This is a genomic window from Lactiplantibacillus sp. 3062 (genome assembly GCF_055413545.1).
Genome location: NZ_JBVAYE010000002.1, coordinates 239382 through 259922, shown reverse-complemented (window position 1 = coordinate 259922; position 20541 = coordinate 239382). Strand labels below are relative to the sequence as shown.

Genomic DNA, 20541 nt, shown 5'->3' with positions numbered 1-20541 from the left:
CACTCCAATGTGAAAGGAATTTTGTACTGTGAATAACGATAAGCATACCTTTAAATACCAACCAATGCTAGCGTCAAGTGTGATCGTCTGGTCGTGGACGGCACTAGTATTGATGGCGGGGATTATTTTGTGGCTAGAAATCTTGAAGTTTAAGTGGTGGTTACTCGTCATTGCGGCGCTCTTTATTGCCTTGGTCGCGATTCAAATCAGCTTGCGGCGCGTAACAATCAATCATAACCTCATTATTTTTAGCACGGTCTTGAACCATTCTTGGCTTGTGATTCCCCGTGATCAACTCGAATTGATCGTCCCGATACGCGGTGGGTTGAAAGTTCAAATCGATGGTAATCAATATCGGTTTTTGATGTTGAAAAAGGCGCGCAATCAGTTGATTGACCTAGCAACTAGTCGATAGATACGAATAAAAACAATCAATATACAAATAATGTTCATAATTTCAGGAAGATTGTTATAATGGAGTAAGTAAAAACAGAAGGGCGGAGAATTGATGAAGGATATTGAAATTGCACAGCAAGTGACACCAGAACCGATTACGGCGATTGCGGCTAAAGCGGGCTTGACGGTTGACCAGATCGACCAATATGGGAGCACGAAGGCTAAACTCAAATTACCGTTACCGGTTAAGAAAACTCAACGCAACCTTATTTTAGTAACGTCGATTAACCCGACGCCTGCTGGTGAGGGAAAGTCAACCGTGACTATTGGGTTAGGTGACGCGTTGACTAAGATTGGTAAGTCAACGATGATTGCATTGCGGGAACCTTCATTAGGACCAGTTATGGGGATGAAGGGTGGCGCCACTGGTGGCGGGTACTCACAAGTGATTCCAATGGAAGATATCAATTTGCACTTCACCGGCGACATGCATGCCCTGACGGCTGCGAACAACACGCTCGCGGCCTTAATTGACAACCATATTCAACAAGGTAACCAGTTGGGTATCGATCAGCGTCGAATTCAATGGAAGCGCGCGTTGGATATTAATGATCGGGCGCTCCGGCATACGGTGATTGGCCTTGGTGGTGCAACGTCGGGTGTACCTCGTGAAGATGGGTTTGACATTACCGTCGCGAGTGAACTGATGGCCATTCTCTGTCTTTCAGAAAATATTGCGGACTTGAAACAACGTGTTAATCGAATTGTAATTGGCTACACACATGACCGTCAACCAGTGACAGTTGCTGATTTGAACGTCGGTGGCGCGATCACGTTACTTTTGAAAGACGCGTTACGTCCAAATTTAGTTCAAACCCTGGCGCATACCCCAGCACTCGTTCATGGTGGTCCGTTCGCCAATATCGCGCATGGTTGTAACAGTGTACTTGCCACGCAAGCTGGATTGAATCTAGCCGACTATACGGTAACCGAGGCGGGCTTCGGTGCTGATTTGGGTGGTCAGAAATTCATGGATATTAACGTGCCAGCGGTCGGACAAGCGCCCAATGCCGTGGTAATCGTGGCGACGATTCGGGCTTTAAAGTTACATGGTGGCGTGGCTTTGCAAGATTTGGCAACCGAAAATGTGGCGGCCTTGAAAGCCGGTGCGGCTAATTTAGGACATCATATCCATGCCATGCAACGTTATGGGGTGCCAGTCGTGGTGGCCATCAACGAATTTACGGCCGATACTGACGCCGAAATCCATGCCGTCAAAGACTATTGTGCCGATCTTGGAGTCGATGCAGTCTTGGCTGATGTCTGGGGTCGTGGGGGTGACGGGGCAACCGACTTAGCTGCCGCAGTGGTTGATTTATGTGCTCAGCCAAGTCATTTTCAACCGTTATCACCAGCGGATGCGGATCTTAAGACGAAAATCAACGATATTGTCACTAAGACGTATGGTGGAGCCAATGTCGAATATTCAGCGAAAGCTCAGCGCCAATTGAGAACGTTTGCTAAGCAAGGGTGGGATCATTTGCCAGTCTGCATGGCGAAGACGCAATACTCATTGAGCGATGATCCCAAACGTCTCGGAGCACCAACCGGATTTACAATTAATGTTCGTGAATTTGTGCCGAAGTTAGGTGCGGGTTTCATTGTCGCTTTGACCGGGAATGTGTTGACGATGCCGGGACTGCCAAAACATCCGGCCGCACTCGATATGGACATTAGTGATGATGGAAAAATCTCAGGTTTGTTCTAAAGCTTGACCGATAAGTCGATGCCAGTGGGGGTCGGCTTTTTATTTGCGTTGTTTTTGGAAGACTGCGACAGCGAATCAATCACACACGTTTAATTTGTGAGCTACCGATGATGACTAACTCGCTTAGCAGCTGAGCGGTGCAACCAATCATCAGGCTCGTTGCTTCAACTGGGGGATGGTTAACCAGGTGCCGATGCTTTTGGGAGGATACTCGAAAGGTGCTTAGTTATTAAGTCTGCAATAAAAACCGCGCTTTTCCTGCCGGAGTTTCGTACAAGGACGCCGTCTTTTGGTATAATTAAACACAGCTTAGCGAAATGTGAGGACAGAATATGTGGATCTATTTAATTTTAATGGTAGCGCTGGTCATTATTGACCAAGTTATCAAAGCAGCGATTGTGAGTCATATTGCGTTGGGTGCCAGTACGAGTATTGTTACCGGGTTATTATCACTCACAAATTTACATAATAACGGGGCTGCTTGGAGTATCTTAGAAGGCAAGATGTGGTTCTTCTACTTGATTTCAGTGATTGCCTTGATCGTGATGGGCTACTTGCTGTGGCGCTTACGTGGCAAATGGCTATATGAGGTTGGTATTTCACTGATGATTGCGGGAACTTTGGGGAATTTCATTGACCGGTTACGTATTGGGTACGTCGTCGATATGTTCCAACTTGATTTTATTAATTTTCCAATTTTTAACTTTGCGGATTCATGTTTAACCGTGGGCGTCATTTTTATCTTGATCGGCGTGCTGCGGGATGATAGTTTTGAAAAATAAGTTACAGGGAGCTGATAACGTGGCAGGAGCGACCACGGAACAACAATTCACGATTACTGACCAAACAGGGCGCTTGGATAAAGTGTTAGCGGCACTACAGTCGGTCTGGACGCGGTCGCAAGTTGATAAGCTGATCAAAACGGATCAGGTGACGGTCAATGGTCAGCTCGAGGCGAGCAAGTATCACGTCAAACCAGGTGACGAAATTGTCGTTGCCGCACAGACGGTTCAACAAACAACGATTGAGCCAGAAAACATTCCATTAGACATTGTTTATGAAGACGATGACGTCTTGGTTGTCAATAAACCTCAGGGGATGGTCGTGCATCCAGCCCCTGGGCACCCTAACCATACCTTGGTGAATGCCTTGCTGTATCATAGTCCGTTGTCGACGATCAACGGTGAATTTCGGCCAGGAATCGTTCATCGCATCGATAAAGATACGTCCGGATTATTGATGGTCGCAAAGAATGACCGGGCTCACCAATCGTTAGCGGCCCAGCTGAAGGCGAAAACTAACTTGCGAGAATACGTCGCACTCGTTCACGGAGTGATTAAAGAGGATACGGGGACAATTAATGCGCCACTCGGTCGGTCACCGAAGGATCGCAAAAAGCAAGCCATCGTTAAGACCGGGCGACCAGCAGTCACCCATTTTAAAGTACTGAAACGTTATCAGCACTATACTTTGATTAGTTGCCGGCTGGAGACTGGCCGTACGCATCAAATCCGCGTTCATTTACAATCTATTGGACATCCGCTGGTGGGCGATCCCCTGTACGGCCCCAAAAAGACGATTAAGGGGCACGGTCAATTTTTACACGCCAAATTATTGGGATTCAAGCACCCCGTAACGGGTGACTTATTGACCTTTGAAGCACCACTACCACCAATCTTTACGACAACCTTGGCTAAGCTTGACAAAACCGATGGGAATCATTAATCTAACAGTAATGAGCGTCCTTTAATCCGGCCCTGCGAGACTGAAAGGCAAACTGTTAACAATAACTTTTCGTCGACGGCCGTGACACCTTGTCCGGCCGTCTTTCTTTGTCGTACGGGTTGCTCAAAAAAGCGATAACCACAAATTGGGAGGCAATTATGCAAAAAGAAGTTGTTGATTCAATGGCGATGAAACGGGCATTGACCCGGATCACCTATGAAATTATCGAACAGAACAAAGGCATTAAAAATGTCGTCTTAGTGGGCGTTAAAACCCGCGGCGTCTATATTGCGCAGCGGATTGCAGCCCAATTACAACAGCTTGAAGGTACTGCGATTCCAGTTGGCGAGTTAGACATCACGGCATTTCGTGATGATCAGCCGCTGGATCAAGCACGGCTTTCAACGGACTATCAGTTAACGTTTTCGGTGGCGGATAAGCGGGTCATTTTAGTCGATGATGTTCTATTTACCGGCCGAACAATTCGCGCGGCTTTAGACGCATTAATGGGTGGCGGTCGGCCCCAGAGCATTGCCTTGGCGGTGCTAGTCGATCGTGGTCACCGCGAATTGCCGATTCGCGCTGATTTTATTGGTCGCAACATTCCCACCGCGCGTCAAGAACGCATCAAAGTGACGGTCAATGAAATCGACGGTCACGATGGTATTGAAATTATTAACTAGTACGACAAAGTCAAACAGATGAGAAGGGATCGCAATGGCAGACCGCTATTTGATTCTTGAAGATGGCAGCGCCTATTTAGGTGAAGGCTTTGGCTCGCCAGCGGTTTCTACCGGAGAAATCGTCGTCAACACGAGTATGACGGGCTATCAAGAAATTATTACTAATCAAATTTATCATAACCAAATCGTTGCTTTTACGCAGCCAACCATTGGGAGCTATGGGATCAACCATGATAGCTACGAATCAATTTTACCGACCGTTAAGGGGGTCGTTGTTCGGGATGTCGCTAGCATTTCGACCAACCGGCAGCGGCGCTGGTCACTGGATCAATATTTAAAGCAACAAAATATTCCTGGCATCAGCCATATTGATACACGGCACTTAGCGAAGCAACTCCGAGCAAGTGGCCCGATGAAAGCCAGTATCGTAGACGTTGCAGATGCCCATGCCTTTGATCAATTGGGTGCGACCGTGCTGACTAATCAACAGGTGGCAGCGGTCGCAACACCGAAACCATTTCCTAATCCGGGGACGGGGCTCAATGTCGTGGTCATCGACTTTGGCCTCAAACACGGGATTTTGCGCGAACTTAGTAAGCGTGCTTGTAACGTCACGGTCTTACCTTATACGGCAACGACTGAGGAAATTTTAAACTTAGATCCAGACGGCGTCATTCTATCGACTGGGCCCGGCAAACCGCAGGACTTACCAGCCAGTGTGACTGAGATGATCAAGAACATTCAAAATCGGGTGCCACTGTTTGCCATCGGACTGGGCCACGAACTATTTGCGATGGCCAATGGCGCCCAAATTATGAAATTATCACCTGAACATCATGGGGCTAACCACCCAATCCGCGAAGTGATTACGAACCAAATTATTTATGCAGCTCAGGGCCAGGGGTTCGCGGTAGATGCGGATACTGTTGATCGTAATAAGTTAATCACGACATTTGTTGACTTGATCGATGGGACGATTCAAGGACTGCGTCTACGGGACTTTCCAGCGTTTTCAGTGCAATTTTTCCCAGATGGCGCTCCTGGTCCGACTGAAACGCGCGATATTTTTGATGAATTTGTTGAGTCGATGCAACAAGCAAGGGGGCCAATCTGGTGAACAATCAAGCCTTACAGAAAGTGTTGATTATCGGCGCTGGGCATAATGACATTGGCCGAGAGGGACAACACGACGCGGCGGTGACCCAAATCGGTGCGGCAATTCGGCGTCTGGGCATTGCTGTTGTCCTCGTCGATAACAATGCTTACTCCGTGGCGGCTGAAAATCGGTTTGCTGACAAGGTTTATTTAGAACCACTGACCGTCGCCGCACTATCCAAAATTATTGAAACTGAACAGCCTGATGGCCTCATTCCTTCACTTGGTGGCGTCCAAACAGTCACCCTAATTCAAGGGTTGATTCGCAACAATGTGTTAAAAAATAATCACGTGAAGTTGCTACAGTGGGATCAAGACGTGGTCGACATGATTGTCAACCCAGCGCTGATGAGCAACCGGTTGAAAGATATGGGTGAACCCGTGATTGCCTCACAAGTTGTGGCTAGCACGACTGAGGCGATGGCCGTGGTGCGCCACGTCGGTTTTCCAGTGATCGTCAAGTCGGTCGCACCCCGAATCGAAGCGAGTCGCCAACTATGTGAAGATGAAGACGAACTGCAACGGGCACTAGCAATGGGATTCAAAGTTTCAGGGACCAAACAATGTATTGTCGAACAGAGTATCGTCGGCTATAAAGAACTCGAATTTGTAGCCGTCCGTGATCAGAAGGACACCGCGCTACTAGTCAGTGGGATGGAAAATTTTGATCCAGTTGGGATTCACTCCGCTGATTCAATCGTTTTTGCCCCAACGCAAACGATTACGGATCAAGAATACCAACAGTTTCGCTCGGCGACACTCAAGATCATGCGCAAGTTACACTTGACCGGCTCTTGTCACGTTCAATTTGCACTTGATCCGACCACGCAAAACTATTACGTGATTAAAGTGACACCGTACTTTGATCGGACGATGGCGTTAGCCGCGCGGGCAACCGAGTATCCGTTAGCACAAGTTGTTGGTAATCTAATGGTCGGGATAAGTTTGGCAGAGGTCAAACTGCCCGGAGCCTACCGTAAACAAACAGCTTTAATTGAACCCGTTTTAGATCATATTGTTTGCCGGATACCAGTTTGGCCGTTTAATGTGTTGAAGAAAGTTAGTCATCAACTAGACACCGTGACGGAATCGACAGGCTCAGTGATCGGTATTGGTCGTTCAACGGAAGAAGCCTTGTTGAAGGGGTTGCGGTCTACGGACGAATCTCGCTATCACGTGATTGCTAATCGACCCCAGAACTATTCGGAGGGTGAACTGATCCAACGGTTGATTCATCCGCAAGCTGGGCGCATGCTGATTTTACTTGAAGCCCTGAATCGTGGTTATCAAATCGATGAATTAGCCGAGCTAACCAAGATTGATGCTTTTTACTTTTATAAACTGAGTCATATTTTAGAAATTGAACGAGCCTTGCGTGAACGGCCGTTTGACGTCCACGCGCTGGGTCGAGCCAAATATTTTGGCTTTACCGATGAAGATGCGGCCGCTGCCTGGCAAACGGATGTGGCTAAGGTTCGCAACTTTGCGTTGGAAAATGAAATTCAACCGACTTTTAAGGAGGTCGAACCGACTGCCGGGGAATTTACTGAGCAGACGAGTACTTATTACTCCACGTACGAATTTGATAACGAAAGTCAACCGTCTACTGGTCGGCGAGTCGTTGTCATTGGCACGGGTGCTAACCGGATTGGAACCAACCATGGGAACGACTATTTGGTCTCACAACTGTTGTTCTACTTGAAAAAGGCTGATTATGAGCCTGTTTTGATCAACGCTAACCCTAATAGTGTGGCGATGACTCCACGATTGGCCAAAAAACGTTACGTTGAACCTAAACAGTATTCGGATATTTTAAACGTCTTAGCGATTGAAAAGCCGTTGATTGTTTTTACCACCTATCATGATTACCGGCTGGGCCAGAAGTTAGTACAGGATGGCTACCAAGTGATCCAAATCAACAATAGCTTGCCGCGCGAGCAGATCAAGACCAACGATTCGCCCGCCGTCGAGGTGATTACGGACGGCACCGATGTGACAATTTTCGGGGTAAGTGAAATTATTGCGGGAAATAATTTGCGTGGCAATGTCCGTGGTGCGGTCCAAGTATTTCCGATTCGTGATAAGGCGGAAAATCAGGCAATTACAGCTTTACACGCTGAAATCAAGCAACGAGTGCTCGCCATGGGTGCGCCCGGGCTCTATACAGTTCGGTTAGCGATTGCTGATACAGCTTTGCAACTTGCTACGATTGAACCGATGAGCATTGCTACGATGGCGTTAATCAGTAAGGCCAGTGGGTCGAGCGTGACCCGACTATTACTTCACGTGAAATTAGGCGAAGCACTGACTAAGGTGATGTACGACTATCCGGATGTTAACCGGCTAAAGCCAGTCTATGTTCAGGCGAATACATTTCCCTACAATCATTTACAAATTTATGATGAAGTGGAAGCCACCGGTGAACCGGGCCACGCTACCGGCACGGTGATTGCACATGGCGACACGTTAAAGGCGGCGTTGACAGCGTTGAATCAGGGAAATGAAGATACGGATTTTTAGTCTGAGCTTTTGATCAATATCGCTATTTAAAGCACAGCCAGACTAAAATCTGGTTGTGCTTTTTTGCGCGTTCGTAGGCAAAAGTAGGCTCTAACTGGCCAATGTATAGGACGCTTTAAATAGCGCTTTCATTTATGGTATGCTTATCTAAAGACAAATTAAAGGCAGGTTAGTTAAATTGGCAAAGACATTATATATGATGCGGCATGGTGAAACACTTTTTAATCGGCTGAAGAAGATTCAGGGGGCGTGTGACTCGCCGCTAACCCCCAAAGGAATTGCGGATGCCCAACGCGTGGGTGCGTATTTTCAGGCGCAAGGGATTACGTTTGATCATGCGTACAGCTCAACGCAGGAACGAGCTAGTGACACGTTAGAATTAGTGACCAAGCAACCTTATGAGCGTTTAAAGGGTATCAAAGAGTGGAATTTTGGCGTTTTCGAAGGTGAGTCGGAAGTGTTAAATCCAAAACCGGACCCCGTGCGCCGCAGTCATGGTGACTTTTTCTGTCAGTACGGTGGCGAAAGTGATTTGCAGGTACAAGACCGCGTTGTCAAAACGTTGACGGCGGTGATGGCACGTCCGGATCATCATCAGGTGTTGGCGGTCAGTCACGGTGGGGCTAGCTTCATGTTTTTGCGGCAATGGCTTTCAATGGACGAAATTGAGCGGCAAGGCATCGTGTTACATAACTGTGCAGTCATCAAGTACCAGTATGACGCGGGCCGCTTCACATTTGAAAAAATCATTAATTTGGCTGCAACTGATAAAAATTAAAATTATGTCAACTAGATTTAAGTGCGTTGACAATCAGTCTGAGTTTAAGCATTAAAAAGCGCTCACGACTCGGATTCAGGCATGAAAGCGGGGTCGTGAACGCTGACGCATCAAGGGCGCCAAAAGGTCGTCATGGTTTGTTTAGTAGTCATATTATATTGAATGATTTCTGCAAGTAGCTTGTGATTGATTGGCGCATCGAAAGCAACTTGCCATAACATCTTGGTTGTTTTATCACCAGCAGCCGTGATCGCGTTCCGATAGCTATCCAAAGTATGTGATTCAAGTGCAATGTTCAGATGATCCTTGGCGGTACTGAACCCAATGATAAATGTGTTGTGGTCAGTAAACATCGGTTGATTCCAGGCGACCCGTGCCTTGAGTTGTGGAAAAGTCGTGTGTACCCAGTTGAGCAAGGTAATCAGTTGGGCGCGATGGGGTGTTGCACCCAGCTTTTCCAGATATGGTGTCAAAACAGCTAGGTCAGCGTCAAGGTACTCAGCCATTGGCATTTCCTCCATTCATTGATGGCTTCAGTGTACCGGATACCCGCAGAGCTTGCAACCAAAAATAATCCCGTTCAATCAGGTGGCCCACACGGCTGATCGAACGGGATTATTTTTAATACCGCGCATTTGAGCCCACTACGATTCAGTGCACGGTTCGTTTTTATTAGTTCATTAGGTTCCAATGCCAGTAAGGATGGCGATCGACTCTATAAATGACAGCTGGATCAGCACTCCGAGGCCGCGGTTGTTTCACCGTGATCGTTAAGACTTGTGAATGACGCATAGACATCAGTTCCTTTCTTAATTAATGTCTTTAGTTTACCCATTTGAAGCAGACTCAACTACTGCGTTTTCATAAGGCTAGCATAAGAATTTCTTAGAATTGTACTGGCGAGGGCCGGCACTACTTGGACAGTGGTTACGGTGTGGTTGCTTGAAGAAAGGCGCAATCTGATGAGCGAACAAACACCGGTAAATAACACTGATTAAGCTAGTGACTCATTCGCTTCAAAAAAAGACCTGACGAGCGGTGTTTAAGCTGGATAACAAATGCACATAACGGGCCTTGACTATATGGTTAGGCTAAGTATTGTGTTGGTTGTTCCAAACATGACTGGAGTTCATTAAAAAAACGACTGAGATGATCGCCATCAATGGTGGCATGATTGACCGTAATGCTTAGCGGCATGATTGTTTTGTCAGCGTCCTTCTTAAACTGGCCAGCCTGAAAAATTGGAAAGAAACTATCTAGTGGTTTGAATGGGAGGGGCGTGTAGCTACTAAAGTGGACTCCTGGAAGACAGCCGATATTAACCAGATTAGGTGTTTGTGGTGTTTTCGGCATGGGCCCTGGAAGTGCACTAAATTCAGCTTGGTCTGCTAAATAGTGTTGATAGAACGTTTCAAAATCGGTGTCGTAAGTCGTCCATAAATTAGCCATTGTCCGGTCAGCGTGTAAGATCGTATAAGACGGATGTAACACGTCAAAGGTCACCAGTTGATCGTTCAAATAGCCGATGCGCATTTCGGGATGTGTGGTCAACAAGCGACTCACTAGGTATAGATATACCGCGTTGAATTTAACGTGGTGGGCTTTAGTCCAAGCTAGGTGGCGGTAATATCCATATTTACCGTGAGACTAAAACCGCTGGGGGCTATCTTGGTGAAATAGTAAAAATAAGTTTGGCGCGGCCAGGCTGCAGGATTAATAGCAACGGCGTGCATGTTTGGTTTAGTGGTGGTCATTTAGTTTTCCTGCCAATCTTTAGGGCGCCGATTATAGCCATGGTCATCGAATGGTTGTAAATCGTGCAGCCATTTGGTTTTGAGTGCTTTGAGCGTGGCACGCATATTAGTAACATCGGTCGTTTCCTTTTGCCACAGAATTTGATATGAAAAGTCAGCGGCAGTTTGTTGATTCCAATCAGCCTGTAACGGGTTGGACCGGTAAAAGTTTTTATTAAGATTTAGTTGATAAAAGGCCCAGCGGTTGTGTAAATTGGGCACTGTGTCAATCCAAATTTTATGATTGCGTTCGTTGGTAATTTGAATGACGCCGTAATAAGTTGGGGCAAGTTTGTATTTTTGTTGTAAGCGATGTTTTTCGACTGGTTGCATGGTTCAGTCCTCCTTAGTAGTTGTGCGCCAGTATTGCCGGCCATCGACGGTACGCTTTAAGAAGCCGTAGTCGATCAGGTAACGGCGCAGCGTGGTGTAATCAAAATAAATCGGTTGTAAATAGTGGTTGAGCTCGTCTTCATTGATTGGCCGGTTCATCGGAATTTCATCAATAATCCGCGTTAGAATTGTGACGATCGTCTTTTGCTTTTTGGGCCACCGCTTCAATTGTAGTGGGTCATGATCAAAGTTGAAGTACTGCTTCAATGTTTGGACCGCTTCGTCTTCAGTAATCGCAAAGCGGTCATCAATAATTCCAGGTTGTTCTGGCAGGACAATCAAATCATTGGGCGTCTGACCACTCTCAAAGACGGATTGATAGATGGCCAGGTACAATTTAGCTTGTTTGGCTTTTTCACGAAATGTAAATTTTTGATGTCGAATCGTGGCCGCCGCTAATTGAAATTGTTTAGCCAAGTCGGCATCCTTGATGCCAGTCGCAAAAGCAGTCAGTAAATTTTGCTGTTTAGTGGTTAAAGTATTGTAGCGACTCGCTAAGTGAATCAGTGGTGACTGGATACCACCATGGACGATCGTTAAGTGTTGTTCGATCGTGGCCGCCGCTGTAGTCGTTTCCCAGCTAGCATCACAGTAATTACAATACCGGGCAGTGGCTGTTTGATGCCAGCCGCGTTTTAAATCATCAATCGTTAAACTAGTTAAGTCCATGAGGCTACCTCCAATGTTACTGATTATAAGACTGTTTATTGTATTTGTAAACACAATCGATGAATTAATGTTTACTAAAATAGTAAACTTACAATCGTCTGATATGTTTACCGTTACAGTAAACACTCAGATTTGCCTTGACACCAAGATAGCTAGCGCTTACGCTTAACGACGCTGTTTAAACGTGAAATGACGTGGGACAATGGCAATTTATCACCGTGCATTTGGTGTTTATGGGATTATTGGCGATGAGCATGCGTTGGTCGTTACTAAAAAGTTTGGTGGTCCCTATACGAATCGCTACGACTTACCAGGTGGCAGTTTGGCCGATGGTGAGCCCTTACTTGCCGCGATTCGCCGTGAGATTCAAGAAGAAACCGGGTTAATCCCGACTGAATTGACGCAATTGGGTATCACGAATTTTCGGTATCCCTGGCAGTTCAAGCAGTGGCGAATGAACCAACATCTGGCGGTCTTTTACCGAGTGACCCGGACGACTGGGCAGCTGGCCGAACATGTCGCTAACTTTGATGGTCAAGATTCGCATGGAGCATCACGGGTGCCGTTGCATGCGTTGACTGAAGCTAATGCGTCACCGCTGGTTTTAAAAGCAAAGGCAGTGTTGTTATCCGGGCAGTTTGACCCAAGCGATCAGACCTACCCGGACTGGACCGTGCTGGATCATCCGGTTTATTGACCTGAGCTAATCCCGGAATGGCGCCAAAAATTTCATTTCAAAAGCGAAAAATAGGTGAACACTAGGTTGGCAATGTGGCTGATCTAGTGTTCACCTATTTTTGATTCATGCGCACAACTAATGCGTTTAAGCGGGCGTGTGGCTTAGTCCTAATGTGACAAAAATGACGACGTTGATTGGTTAGTTAATCGTCGTTTCGCGTGGTGGGGGTTAAAAGTACCAAAATACTGGTGTGCGCCCGAGAAAACCAACATTTAAATGAATAGCGAGCTATAATTCAGTAACGTCTGAATGGTGATCTTTCCTAGGCAGGGTTACTTATCGTTTAAGGAGGGACGCAACGTGTCGACAGCTTATGAGAACGTTTGCCATCTTGAAAGAGAGGGGATTTAAATGGCCGATGCAATTTTAACCGTTAAACATCTGAATAAAAGTTACGGCCACCAGCCAGTTTTGCGTGACGTTAGTTTTGAATGCACCCAGGGACGGATCGTGGGCCTGGTGGGCGCGAATGGCGCTGGAAAAACGACAATTATGAAAGCAATTTTAGGGCTACTTAGCACGGATGGTGAGATTCAAATCGCAGGTGAATCGATGCAATTCGATCATCATCCCATCTTGGCGACGGTGGGGTCACTAATCGAGTATCCGAGTCTTTATCCGTATATGAGCGGTTGGGACAACTTGCGTTTGTTTGCGGACGGGCCCGATGCCCAAGCGCGATTGGCGGCGGTGGTGTCCGCACTAAACATGACCGACTATATCCATCAAAAAGCGCGTCATTATTCATTGGGGATGAAACAAAAGCTTGGTGTCGCCCTGGCCTTTTTGAATCAGCCGCAACTAGTGATTTTGGACGAACCGATGAATGGTTTGGATCCACAAGGTACTAAGGAGTTACGCGATTTTATCTTGAAGCAAAAACAGGCGGGCGTCACGTTTTTGATTTCTAGTCACATTCTCAGTGAATTGCAAAAGCTAGCAGACGATTTAGTCATTATCGATCACGGTAAAATTATTGAGAAAACAACGATGACAGCACTGTTAACGACGACCGATCATTTTGTCATTGTGAAAACTGATCATGACGGTCAGGCGAAAGCGGTTTTGGTGGCGGCCGGCTATCAAGTAGTTGCCGACACGGTTGTGAAAGTCCACTTAGCACCGGACCATCAGGTGGCAGATGTGCTTCATGTTCTGACTAGTCACGGACTGACGGTCAGGGATGTTCGGCATGAGGCGGCTGATTTGGAAAGTACGATTTTAAAATTACTGGCGACAACCAGCGCCTAGGGAGTGGTACTGATGATGACGTTATATCGACAAGAACTCACAAAACTATTTAAGAAGAAGTCTACGATTTGGTGTGGACTGATATTGGCTACCGTAGCGCTGATCTTTGCGATTTTGGCGCGGATCAAGCCGACGATTTTTCCCGCCAAAACCATGTTTGCCGCTAATTTTGAAGCGCAGCAGTTCATCGTCTTCTTTATGGTAGCAGCGGCGGCCACGATGATCACGATGGAATTTCAATTTGGGACGATCAAGCACGTGTTAACGCAGCGTTATTCACGACCACTCGTTTTGGTTAGTAAGTGGCTCGTGCTGTTAACCTACAGTCTATTGTTGTATGTCGGTAGCAGTCTGTTTGCCATCTTACTTAAAGTCTGCTTAGTAAATGATAAATTTGCGATCTTTACGCGGGCCAAGTTTTGGCATGATTGGTTGGCGGGCGTTGGTGGTGAATTTCTCAATACGTGGTTACTGCTAAGTCTAGTGCTGCTAATTGCTGCTCTTTTCAAGAGTTCTGGTGCGGCAGTCGCGGTCGGAATCATCGGATACTTTGTTCTGGGAATGGTTAATATTCCCATGATCGCACTCATTCGGAAGTATACGTGGCTCAAATGGAACCCACTCAACATGTTCAACTTTTCAGCCCAGTTGGGATTACCGACGCTGAGTAAAATTACCAAGCTCACGGATGTCCAGTTGTTTTGGGGCAATCTTGCATACATTATTTTATTCTTAGTGTTAGGCCTGCTATTCTTTCGGCGGCGGGAAGTTTGAACCGTTACCGTTTGAAGCACTGCCAGTAAGTACTAAAAATCGCGCGTCCAGAAATTTTATCTTGGACGCGCGATTTTGTTGGTTAATGATTGATCACTGCGTACTCTTAAAACCAGTTTACGCGTGCGGTGTCAGTTGTTCAACAAGCTCAGCATTGGGAGAAACGTACAATGTTTTCTGACCTTCATAGATCACAAAGCCAGGTTTGGCGCCATTGGGCTTGCGAATTCGGCGAACTTGGACGTAATCGACCGGAACGGTTGCTGAATCGCGGGCTTTTGAGAAGTATGCGGCGAGATTCGCGGCTTCTGTGAGCGTTTGGTCACTAGGATCATCTGAATGAATGATGACGTGTGAGCCTGGGATTTTTTGTGTATGCAGCCAATAGTCACTCTTACGGGCCGTTTTCAATGTTAACTGATCGTTTTGCCGGTTGTTTTTACCGACAAAGATCGGCGTCCCGTCACTCGCAGTAAATTCCTGGGGTTGACTCGGTTTACGTGAACTGCGTTGCTTTTTCTTAGTCTTGTGTTGCTTTAAGTAGCCTTGTTGCGTCAATTCTTCACGAATTTCGGTGATGTCAGCGGGACTAGCAAGCTCGATTTGGGTCTGGATATTGTCCAGATAATCAATTTCAGCTTGGGTCAAGCTGATCTGCTCACCAACGAAGCCAACGGCATTTTTTTGCTTCTGATAACGTGAAAAATACTTCTGCGCGTTCCGGGAAGGCGAGAGCTGATTAGATAGTTGAATCTTTAACGGCGCGTTATCGTGATAATAGTCTGGTAAAGTGATCTCAGTCATCCCACGTTTGACTTCATGTAGATAGGTCGTTAAGATTTCACCTTTTAACCGCAGCTCATCGGCCTGCTTGGTGTTAGCTAAGGTTTTTTCCAACTTTTTGAGCTTATTACGATTCTTCTTCAGGTTATTTTTGACCACCCGAATCAGATTGCCGGCTTGTTGTTGAACTCGTTCCCGTTGGGCCGCATCTGCATAATAAAAATCAAGCAGACTGCTCAATGAGTCGAACTGGCGCGTGGCTTTGCCAAAATGGTCAAACGGTCCCGCGGCAAACATGGTCTTATGATTTGGTAAGGTGATCAACGTCGACTGAGGCTGATCAAACTGTGCCAAAAAGGCTTGATAATGGTGATCAAGATTGCCAGGCTGATGTAAATCGGCAGCTAACTGTTGCGCGCTATCACGGCCGAATCCCTGATAATGCTGCTGCAATTGTTTTGCCAACACGTCTTCGTTGGGGTAATCCGTGACTAAGGTGTGAAAATCAGTATTCGGTGTAAATGGGTCTTGTTTGTCTTGCTTGGGGGGCTCGATGTAGGTCGCGCCTGGTAGAAGTAGTCGGTAGCGATTCTGATCGGCACCGACATGCTTGATGACGTCAATGATCTTACCAGTCTGATTATCAACTAGAATCACGTTACTATGTCGCGCCATGATTTCGATAATCAACGTCAATGTCTCGGCATCACCGAGTTCGTTACGGGTCGTCACGGTCAGGTGCACAACCCGGTCGTTGGCGACCTGCGACACATCGGTCACGATGGCACCTTGTAAATATTTACGCATCATCATTGCGAAGTTCGTCGGCACGGCCGGATTAACGTAAGGGATTTGTGTTGTCTGAATCCGCGGGTACGTCGGGTCAGCCGATAGTAGAACTGGGTGATTCTTCCGGTTGGCACGAATGGTCAGAATCAACTCGTTTTGGTATGGCTGATTAATTTTTGAAATACGACCGCCAACTAGTGTTTGGCGTAATTCGGTGACCATGGCATGGGTAAATAAACCATCAAAGGACATGTGATCACTCGCTTTCTAAGATATTCGTTATCACTGTAAAAATACAGTTAACCGGGTACTAGTATACCGTTTTTGAACGGTTAAAAACAAGTTAGCGCCCCGCGTTGACGCATAAAGTTAGGCGCTGACGCTGCTAGTTGTCAAACAAGCAATTAGCGGATGACCGCTTTGAATCTAAAAATGTTATATGCAAAAACTACTTTAACGGTATTTTAAATAAAAAGTAGTCGTAATTACGCACTCTATATTGTATAATACAAATGTATTCATTGTGTGTGCTGCTATTCGCATAAGTGATGGTTAAAGCGTGCTAATTACGATGGAATCGCACTGGATCAGCCAGTTTACGCTGAAACGTGCTTGCGTCAGCAAAGCTCAGTTGAGTCTTTTTGATTCTAAAAATTGGGACGTTTTTAATCATCAGGCGGGGTAAATTAAGTCACAATGGACCGATGTGAATTATTGTTGAGAGGAATGAACTGTCATGAAGTCAAGTTTAACGGCCTTAGCGGAAACCGCTAAGTTGCAAACTGCCATGTTGAAAAAAATTACTAAGGCCCAAGGAATCACCGTTGCGGAATGGCAACTGCTGATCCAGTTGGCAGCGGGGGCCAATACGCAAGAAAAATTGGCGACAGCCATGCAGCTTGATACATCTACATTAAGTCGGCAACTGGCTAGCCTAGTCAAAAAAGAACGTTTGAGTAAGGAAGCGATTGGTCGTGACCGCCGCCAACTTGTTTACACGGTCACGCCGGCAGGAACAGCGGCATTGACCAAGATTAATGCGGATTATCAACAGTTTGAAGCAGAAGTTTTTGACAAATGGCCACAAGATGAACAAAACCTTCTCCGGATTCTGCTCAATCGGTTAAACAAGTCAGTTAGCCGAATTCTTGAGCCATGACTTTCCAAACGGTCGAAGGTAGAGTATAACTTAGTTTTATGCTATGATATTTGTTATTATTTAAATGAGAAGTAGGTGTAAGTCATGAAGATTGCTGTTGTTACTGACAGCACGAGCTATTTGACACCGCAAGAGGTCGCGGACAACGATATTCATGTCGTGCCGATTCCGGTTATTATAGATGGAAAAGTGTATCAAGAAGGTGTCGACATTAAAACGGCCGACTTTTACGCAAATATGAAATCATTTAAGTCGTTCCCAAGTACGTCCCAACCACCCGTGGGGGAAATGGTGGCATTCTATAACCGCTTGGGTGAACAAGGTTATGATGCGGTCATCAGTATTCATCTTGCTAGCACGATTTCCGGTTTTTATAATAGCTTGATGAACATGCGAGATATGGTCGATAATATCAAACTTTATCCGTATGACTCCCAGATCACGGTCCGTCTGATGGGCTATTTGGCAATTGAAGCCGCGCGGATGGCTAAAGCTGGTCACAGTGTTGAAGAAATCCTGGCACGCCTAGATGATCTGCGGGCCTCGATGGGCGAATACTTTATCGTGGATGATTTGCAAAATCTGGTCCGGGGTGGTCGGTTATCGAATGCGTCAGCCTTCATTGGAAGCGTGTTACGGATCAAGCCACTGTTGACTTTTGATGATCAGAGCCATGAAATCGTCGCCTTTGAGAAAGTTCGTTCAACTAAGAAAGCTTTAGCGCGAGTTGAGCACCTCTTTGCTGAAGCACAGTCAAAAGTCGACTATCCGCTGCGAGCAATTATCGTTCAGGGGAATAATTTGGCTGCCGCTGAAGATTGGAAACAAAAGTTACAACAAATTTATCCAGACATGCCGATCGATATCACGTACTTTGGTCCAGTGATTGGGGCCCATTTAGGTGACAAGTCATTAGCGTTAGCCTGGTTGAAGGACATTGATAAGGCCTACTAAAATGAAAATTATTTTTTCAGCATCACCAGCCAATCGGGCAGCGGCCTACGCGTTACGTCAGGCTGTATTTGTTGAAGAGCGTGGAATCAGTGCTGACGTTGAATTTGACGTCAAGGATACTGATCAGCGTGAATACGCTGTTCTATATTTACAGCCTGATTTACCAATTACAACGTTACGTTTAGAACCACAAGCTGACCACGTGATGCGATTTGGTCGAGTCTGCACTCGGAAGGCCTATCGCGGTCATGGTTGGGGTCGTCAATTATTGACAGCGGCTGAGGAGTGGGCCACGCAACGTGGTTTTACTCATGGCGAGATTCATGGTGAACTCACTGCCCAGCGCTTTTACGAACTGTGTGGTTATCGAGTTACGGCCGGCCCGTATGATGAAGATGGGGCCCCCGTTGTGATTATGCATAAGCAATTATTATGATTCAACTCGTAGCGTTGGCATTTTGCCAGCGCTTTTTTAGGGTTTTGCCGTTGACTAACGGGGACAAAAAACGGAAAATGGACTAAATTAAACAAGTAGTGGAGGAGTGGCGCAATGATTCAAAAAACGAGGGCCGAACTTAAAACCGAAATTAAGCAACTCTTTAAGGGGCGTTGGAAAGATGCCATCTTATTATGTATTATTATTAGCTTATTAACGATTTTCGGGGTGATGGCCAATTATTCAGATCGCGTGTCGTCGGGCAGTTCCACGACTGACGACACGGCTTTTAAGCAGTTGGGGACCCTGACTGGTTCTGATATATCGTTGATTTTAGCTGTAATAGCTGGGTTTTTACTGGTTCAAGTTGGTGTCTGGCTGGTCGTTCAAATCTTTCGGATTGGGACGAGTTATGCGATGTTGGACTGGGTCCGACAACCAGAACGCCAGATCCATCCGGTCAGTGACTCAACGGTCGGGTTCACGAAACGTTATGGGTGGGCACTGGTCGGTCTGATTATTTATAAAACTGTGCTTATCTTCCTATGGAGCCTGCTATTGGTGGTTCCGGGTATTATTAAGGCGTACGCTTATTCACAGACTTTTTATGCGTATAAGGACTTGTTAGCTGCAACACCTGCTGGTCAAGCACGGCCACGCTATCGTGATGCGGTCACCCGTAGCCGTCAGTTGATGCACGGGCACAAGTGGCAGTTATTCGTGTTGCATTTAAGCTTTTTGGGCTGGGAACTTCTCAGTATCTTAACGGCTGGAATCGGCCAGTTATGGTTGGTACCATATATTTATGGTGTACTTGCCAACTATTATGATAATTTACAAGCAATTAATTAATGAACGTCGATATTAAAAATCGACACAAATAATATTGTTTCTTTTATTAAGCATTAAGACAAGCCCGCCAAAATATGGTAAACTGGCGGAAGCAAGAAAGGAAGTGCGATAGTTAATGCCTGAACAAAAACAGACGCGCATGTCACGCTTAAAAGCGCGAGAGGCTACGGGTGGCAAGCGGGGACGTAAGGCGAGTTCACAGGGATCCCATGCACCTAAGGAACCGAACGATCCAAAGAAACCGCAAGCACCTAAGTCACCGCAAAAAAAACATCACGTTTCGTTATGGCTATTGGCTTTAATCGTGATTGCGCTCGGTGGAACAGTCGTTTACTTTGTCAAAGCAGCTAGCAACCAAGACTTAGTCGAAACCACGAGTTCCTCAAGTAGCAGCAAGGCGCGCAAAAAATCATCTTCGAAGAAATCATCTAGCTCATCGAAGAAAAAGAAGAAGCATTCAAGCTCAAGTAGTGAGAGTACCAGTGAAACAACGGCTGCAAGCACGGATGCGGACACGGACACTAGTGCTGGCGAGACAACAACTACTGGTGATTATAGCAGTTCAACTGCCACTAATACGACGGCTGGCAATACAACGGCTAGTTCGCATAGCACGACGACCAGTCATCAAACGACCACAAGTAGCGCCACCTCTCACAGTACTTCAACAGCCAGCAGCTCATCAAAGAGTGAAACGGCGTCAACTAGTACTGAAAAGAGTAGCAGTAGTAGTCATGCCGGCTCGACATACGATAATTTAAATGACGCGAAGGACTATGGTGAAAACTCAATCAGTGGGAACTATAAGGTCACGACGGATAGTAATGGCTCGTACCATGTGTCAAAAGCTGATTAATTTTACGGCAATCATGATGTTTGAGCTGGGCTTTTGCGACCGTTTTCGGTATAATAGCCTTAAAATGA

The 20541-nt window shown here is 46.3% G+C and carries 20 protein-coding genes and 1 pseudogene; 16 read left to right on the top strand and 5 right to left on the bottom strand.

Features of this window, described 5'->3' with window-relative positions; all coding sequences use genetic code 11:
- The first annotated feature begins 28 nt into the window (after positions 1 to 28).
- From ACWQAU_RS04185 to ACWQAU_RS04150, 8 genes are all read left to right on the top strand, one after another.
- Positions 29 to 415 (top strand): EbsA family protein, encoded by a 387-nt coding sequence (locus ACWQAU_RS04185; RefSeq protein ID WP_003644385.1) that lies wholly within the window; start codon positions 29 to 31, stop codon positions 413 to 415.
- 93 nt (positions 416 to 508) lie between these two features.
- On the top strand, positions 509 to 2164 hold the full coding sequence (locus tag ACWQAU_RS04180) for a formate--tetrahydrofolate ligase (RefSeq protein ID WP_011101546.1): 1656 nt from the start codon (positions 509 to 511) through the stop codon (positions 2162 to 2164).
- Between the two features lie 332 nt (positions 2165 to 2496).
- Entirely contained in the window at positions 2497 to 2946 is a 450-nt protein-coding gene (gene lspA / locus ACWQAU_RS04175; RefSeq protein WP_003640508.1) for a signal peptidase II, read from the top strand.
- Positions 2927 to 3889, top strand: a complete 963-nt coding sequence (locus ACWQAU_RS04170) for an RluA family pseudouridine synthase (protein WP_015640389.1) — start codon at positions 2927 to 2929, stop codon at positions 3887 to 3889. Before lspA ends, ACWQAU_RS04170 begins: the two co-directional genes overlap by 20 nt.
- A 158-nt stretch (positions 3890 to 4047) precedes the next feature.
- Positions 4048 to 4572 (top strand): bifunctional pyr operon transcriptional regulator/uracil phosphoribosyltransferase PyrR, encoded by a 525-nt coding sequence (gene pyrR / locus ACWQAU_RS04165; protein WP_003644388.1) that lies wholly within the window; start codon positions 4048 to 4050, stop codon positions 4570 to 4572.
- A 34-nt stretch (positions 4573 to 4606) separates the two neighbouring features.
- The gene (locus tag ACWQAU_RS04160; protein ID WP_003640511.1) at positions 4607 to 5689 is read left to right on the top strand and encodes a carbamoyl phosphate synthase small subunit; all 1083 of its coding nucleotides are present in this window, start codon (positions 4607 to 4609) and stop codon (positions 5687 to 5689) included.
- Positions 5686 to 8247 carry an ATP-binding protein gene (locus ACWQAU_RS04155; RefSeq protein ID WP_003640512.1) on the top strand — a complete coding sequence of 854 codons (2562 nt, stop codon included), beginning with the start codon at positions 5686 to 5688 and terminating at the stop codon, positions 8245 to 8247. Before ACWQAU_RS04160 ends, ACWQAU_RS04155 begins: the two co-directional genes overlap by 4 nt.
- 178 nt (positions 8248 to 8425) lie before the next feature.
- Positions 8426 to 9025: a histidine phosphatase family protein gene (locus ACWQAU_RS04150; protein WP_003644391.1), complete on the top strand. Its 600-nt coding sequence runs from the start codon at positions 8426 to 8428 to the stop codon at positions 9023 to 9025.
- Between the two features lie 110 nt (positions 9026 to 9135).
- Here ACWQAU_RS04150 and ACWQAU_RS04145 read toward each other — a convergent pair whose 3' ends face one another.
- From ACWQAU_RS04145 to ACWQAU_RS04130, 4 genes and pseudogenes are all read right to left on the bottom strand, one after another.
- A complete protein-coding gene (locus tag ACWQAU_RS04145) occupies positions 9136 to 9546 on the bottom strand; it encodes an iron chaperone (RefSeq protein ID WP_003644392.1) in 411 nt (136 codons plus the stop codon).
- 565 nt (positions 9547 to 10111) lie between these two features.
- Positions 10112 to 10779, bottom strand: a pseudogene (locus ACWQAU_RS04140) (chloramphenicol acetyltransferase).
- Positions 10780 to 11151, bottom strand: a complete 372-nt coding sequence (locus tag ACWQAU_RS04135) for a GIY-YIG nuclease family protein (RefSeq protein ID WP_027821447.1) — start codon at positions 11149 to 11151, stop codon at positions 10780 to 10782. It lies immediately after the preceding pseudogene.
- Between the two features lie 3 nt (positions 11152 to 11154).
- On the bottom strand, positions 11155 to 11880 hold the full coding sequence (locus ACWQAU_RS04130; RefSeq protein WP_003644395.1) for a DUF2087 domain-containing protein: 726 nt from the start codon (positions 11878 to 11880) through the stop codon (positions 11155 to 11157).
- Positions 11881 to 12082: 202 nt separating this feature from the next.
- On the opposite strand from ACWQAU_RS04130, the gene ACWQAU_RS04125 reads away from it, so the two are divergent.
- The 3 genes from ACWQAU_RS04125 to ACWQAU_RS04115 all read left to right on the top strand — a co-directional run bounded on the left by ACWQAU_RS04125 (position 12083) and on the right by ACWQAU_RS04115 (position 14644).
- On the top strand, positions 12083 to 12577 hold the full coding sequence (locus ACWQAU_RS04125; protein WP_003645055.1) for an NUDIX hydrolase: 495 nt from the start codon (positions 12083 to 12085) through the stop codon (positions 12575 to 12577).
- A gap of 393 nt (positions 12578 to 12970) precedes the next feature.
- Positions 12971 to 13870 (top strand): ABC transporter ATP-binding protein, encoded by a 900-nt coding sequence (locus ACWQAU_RS04120; protein WP_015825576.1) that lies wholly within the window; start codon positions 12971 to 12973, stop codon positions 13868 to 13870.
- A 12-nt stretch (positions 13871 to 13882) separates the two neighbouring features.
- The gene (locus ACWQAU_RS04115) at positions 13883 to 14644 is read left to right on the top strand and encodes an ABC transporter permease (RefSeq protein WP_021356845.1); all 762 of its coding nucleotides are present in this window, start codon (positions 13883 to 13885) and stop codon (positions 14642 to 14644) included.
- 117 nt (positions 14645 to 14761) lie between these two features.
- Here ACWQAU_RS04115 and ACWQAU_RS04110 read toward each other — a convergent pair whose 3' ends face one another.
- Positions 14762 to 16468 carry an NFACT RNA binding domain-containing protein gene (locus ACWQAU_RS04110; RefSeq protein WP_027821448.1) on the bottom strand — a complete coding sequence of 569 codons (1707 nt, stop codon included), beginning with the start codon at positions 16466 to 16468 and terminating at the stop codon, positions 14762 to 14764.
- A gap of 484 nt (positions 16469 to 16952) precedes the next feature.
- Between ACWQAU_RS04110 and ACWQAU_RS04105 the strand changes: the two genes are divergently transcribed.
- The 5 genes from ACWQAU_RS04105 (at position 16953) to ACWQAU_RS04085 (ending at position 20473) form a co-directional block, all read left to right on the top strand.
- A complete protein-coding gene (locus ACWQAU_RS04105) occupies positions 16953 to 17375 on the top strand; it encodes a MarR family winged helix-turn-helix transcriptional regulator (protein WP_003640522.1) in 423 nt (140 codons plus the stop codon).
- An 84-nt stretch (positions 17376 to 17459) separates the two neighbouring features.
- A complete protein-coding gene (locus ACWQAU_RS04100) occupies positions 17460 to 18329 on the top strand; it encodes a DegV family protein (protein ID WP_011101553.1) in 870 nt (289 codons plus the stop codon).
- A 1-nt stretch (position 18330) separates the two neighbouring features.
- On the top strand, positions 18331 to 18765 hold the full coding sequence (locus ACWQAU_RS04095) for a GNAT family N-acetyltransferase (RefSeq protein WP_003644400.1): 435 nt from the start codon (positions 18331 to 18333) through the stop codon (positions 18763 to 18765).
- 114 nt (positions 18766 to 18879) lie between these two features.
- Complete coding sequence (locus ACWQAU_RS04090; protein WP_003640525.1) at positions 18880 to 19617, top strand: DUF975 family protein; 738 nt, start codon at positions 18880 to 18882, stop codon at positions 19615 to 19617.
- Between the two features lie 115 nt (positions 19618 to 19732).
- Positions 19733 to 20473: a hypothetical protein gene (locus tag ACWQAU_RS04085; RefSeq protein WP_027821449.1), complete on the top strand. Its 741-nt coding sequence runs from the start codon at positions 19733 to 19735 to the stop codon at positions 20471 to 20473.
- Positions 20474 to 20541 lie beyond the last annotated feature (68 nt).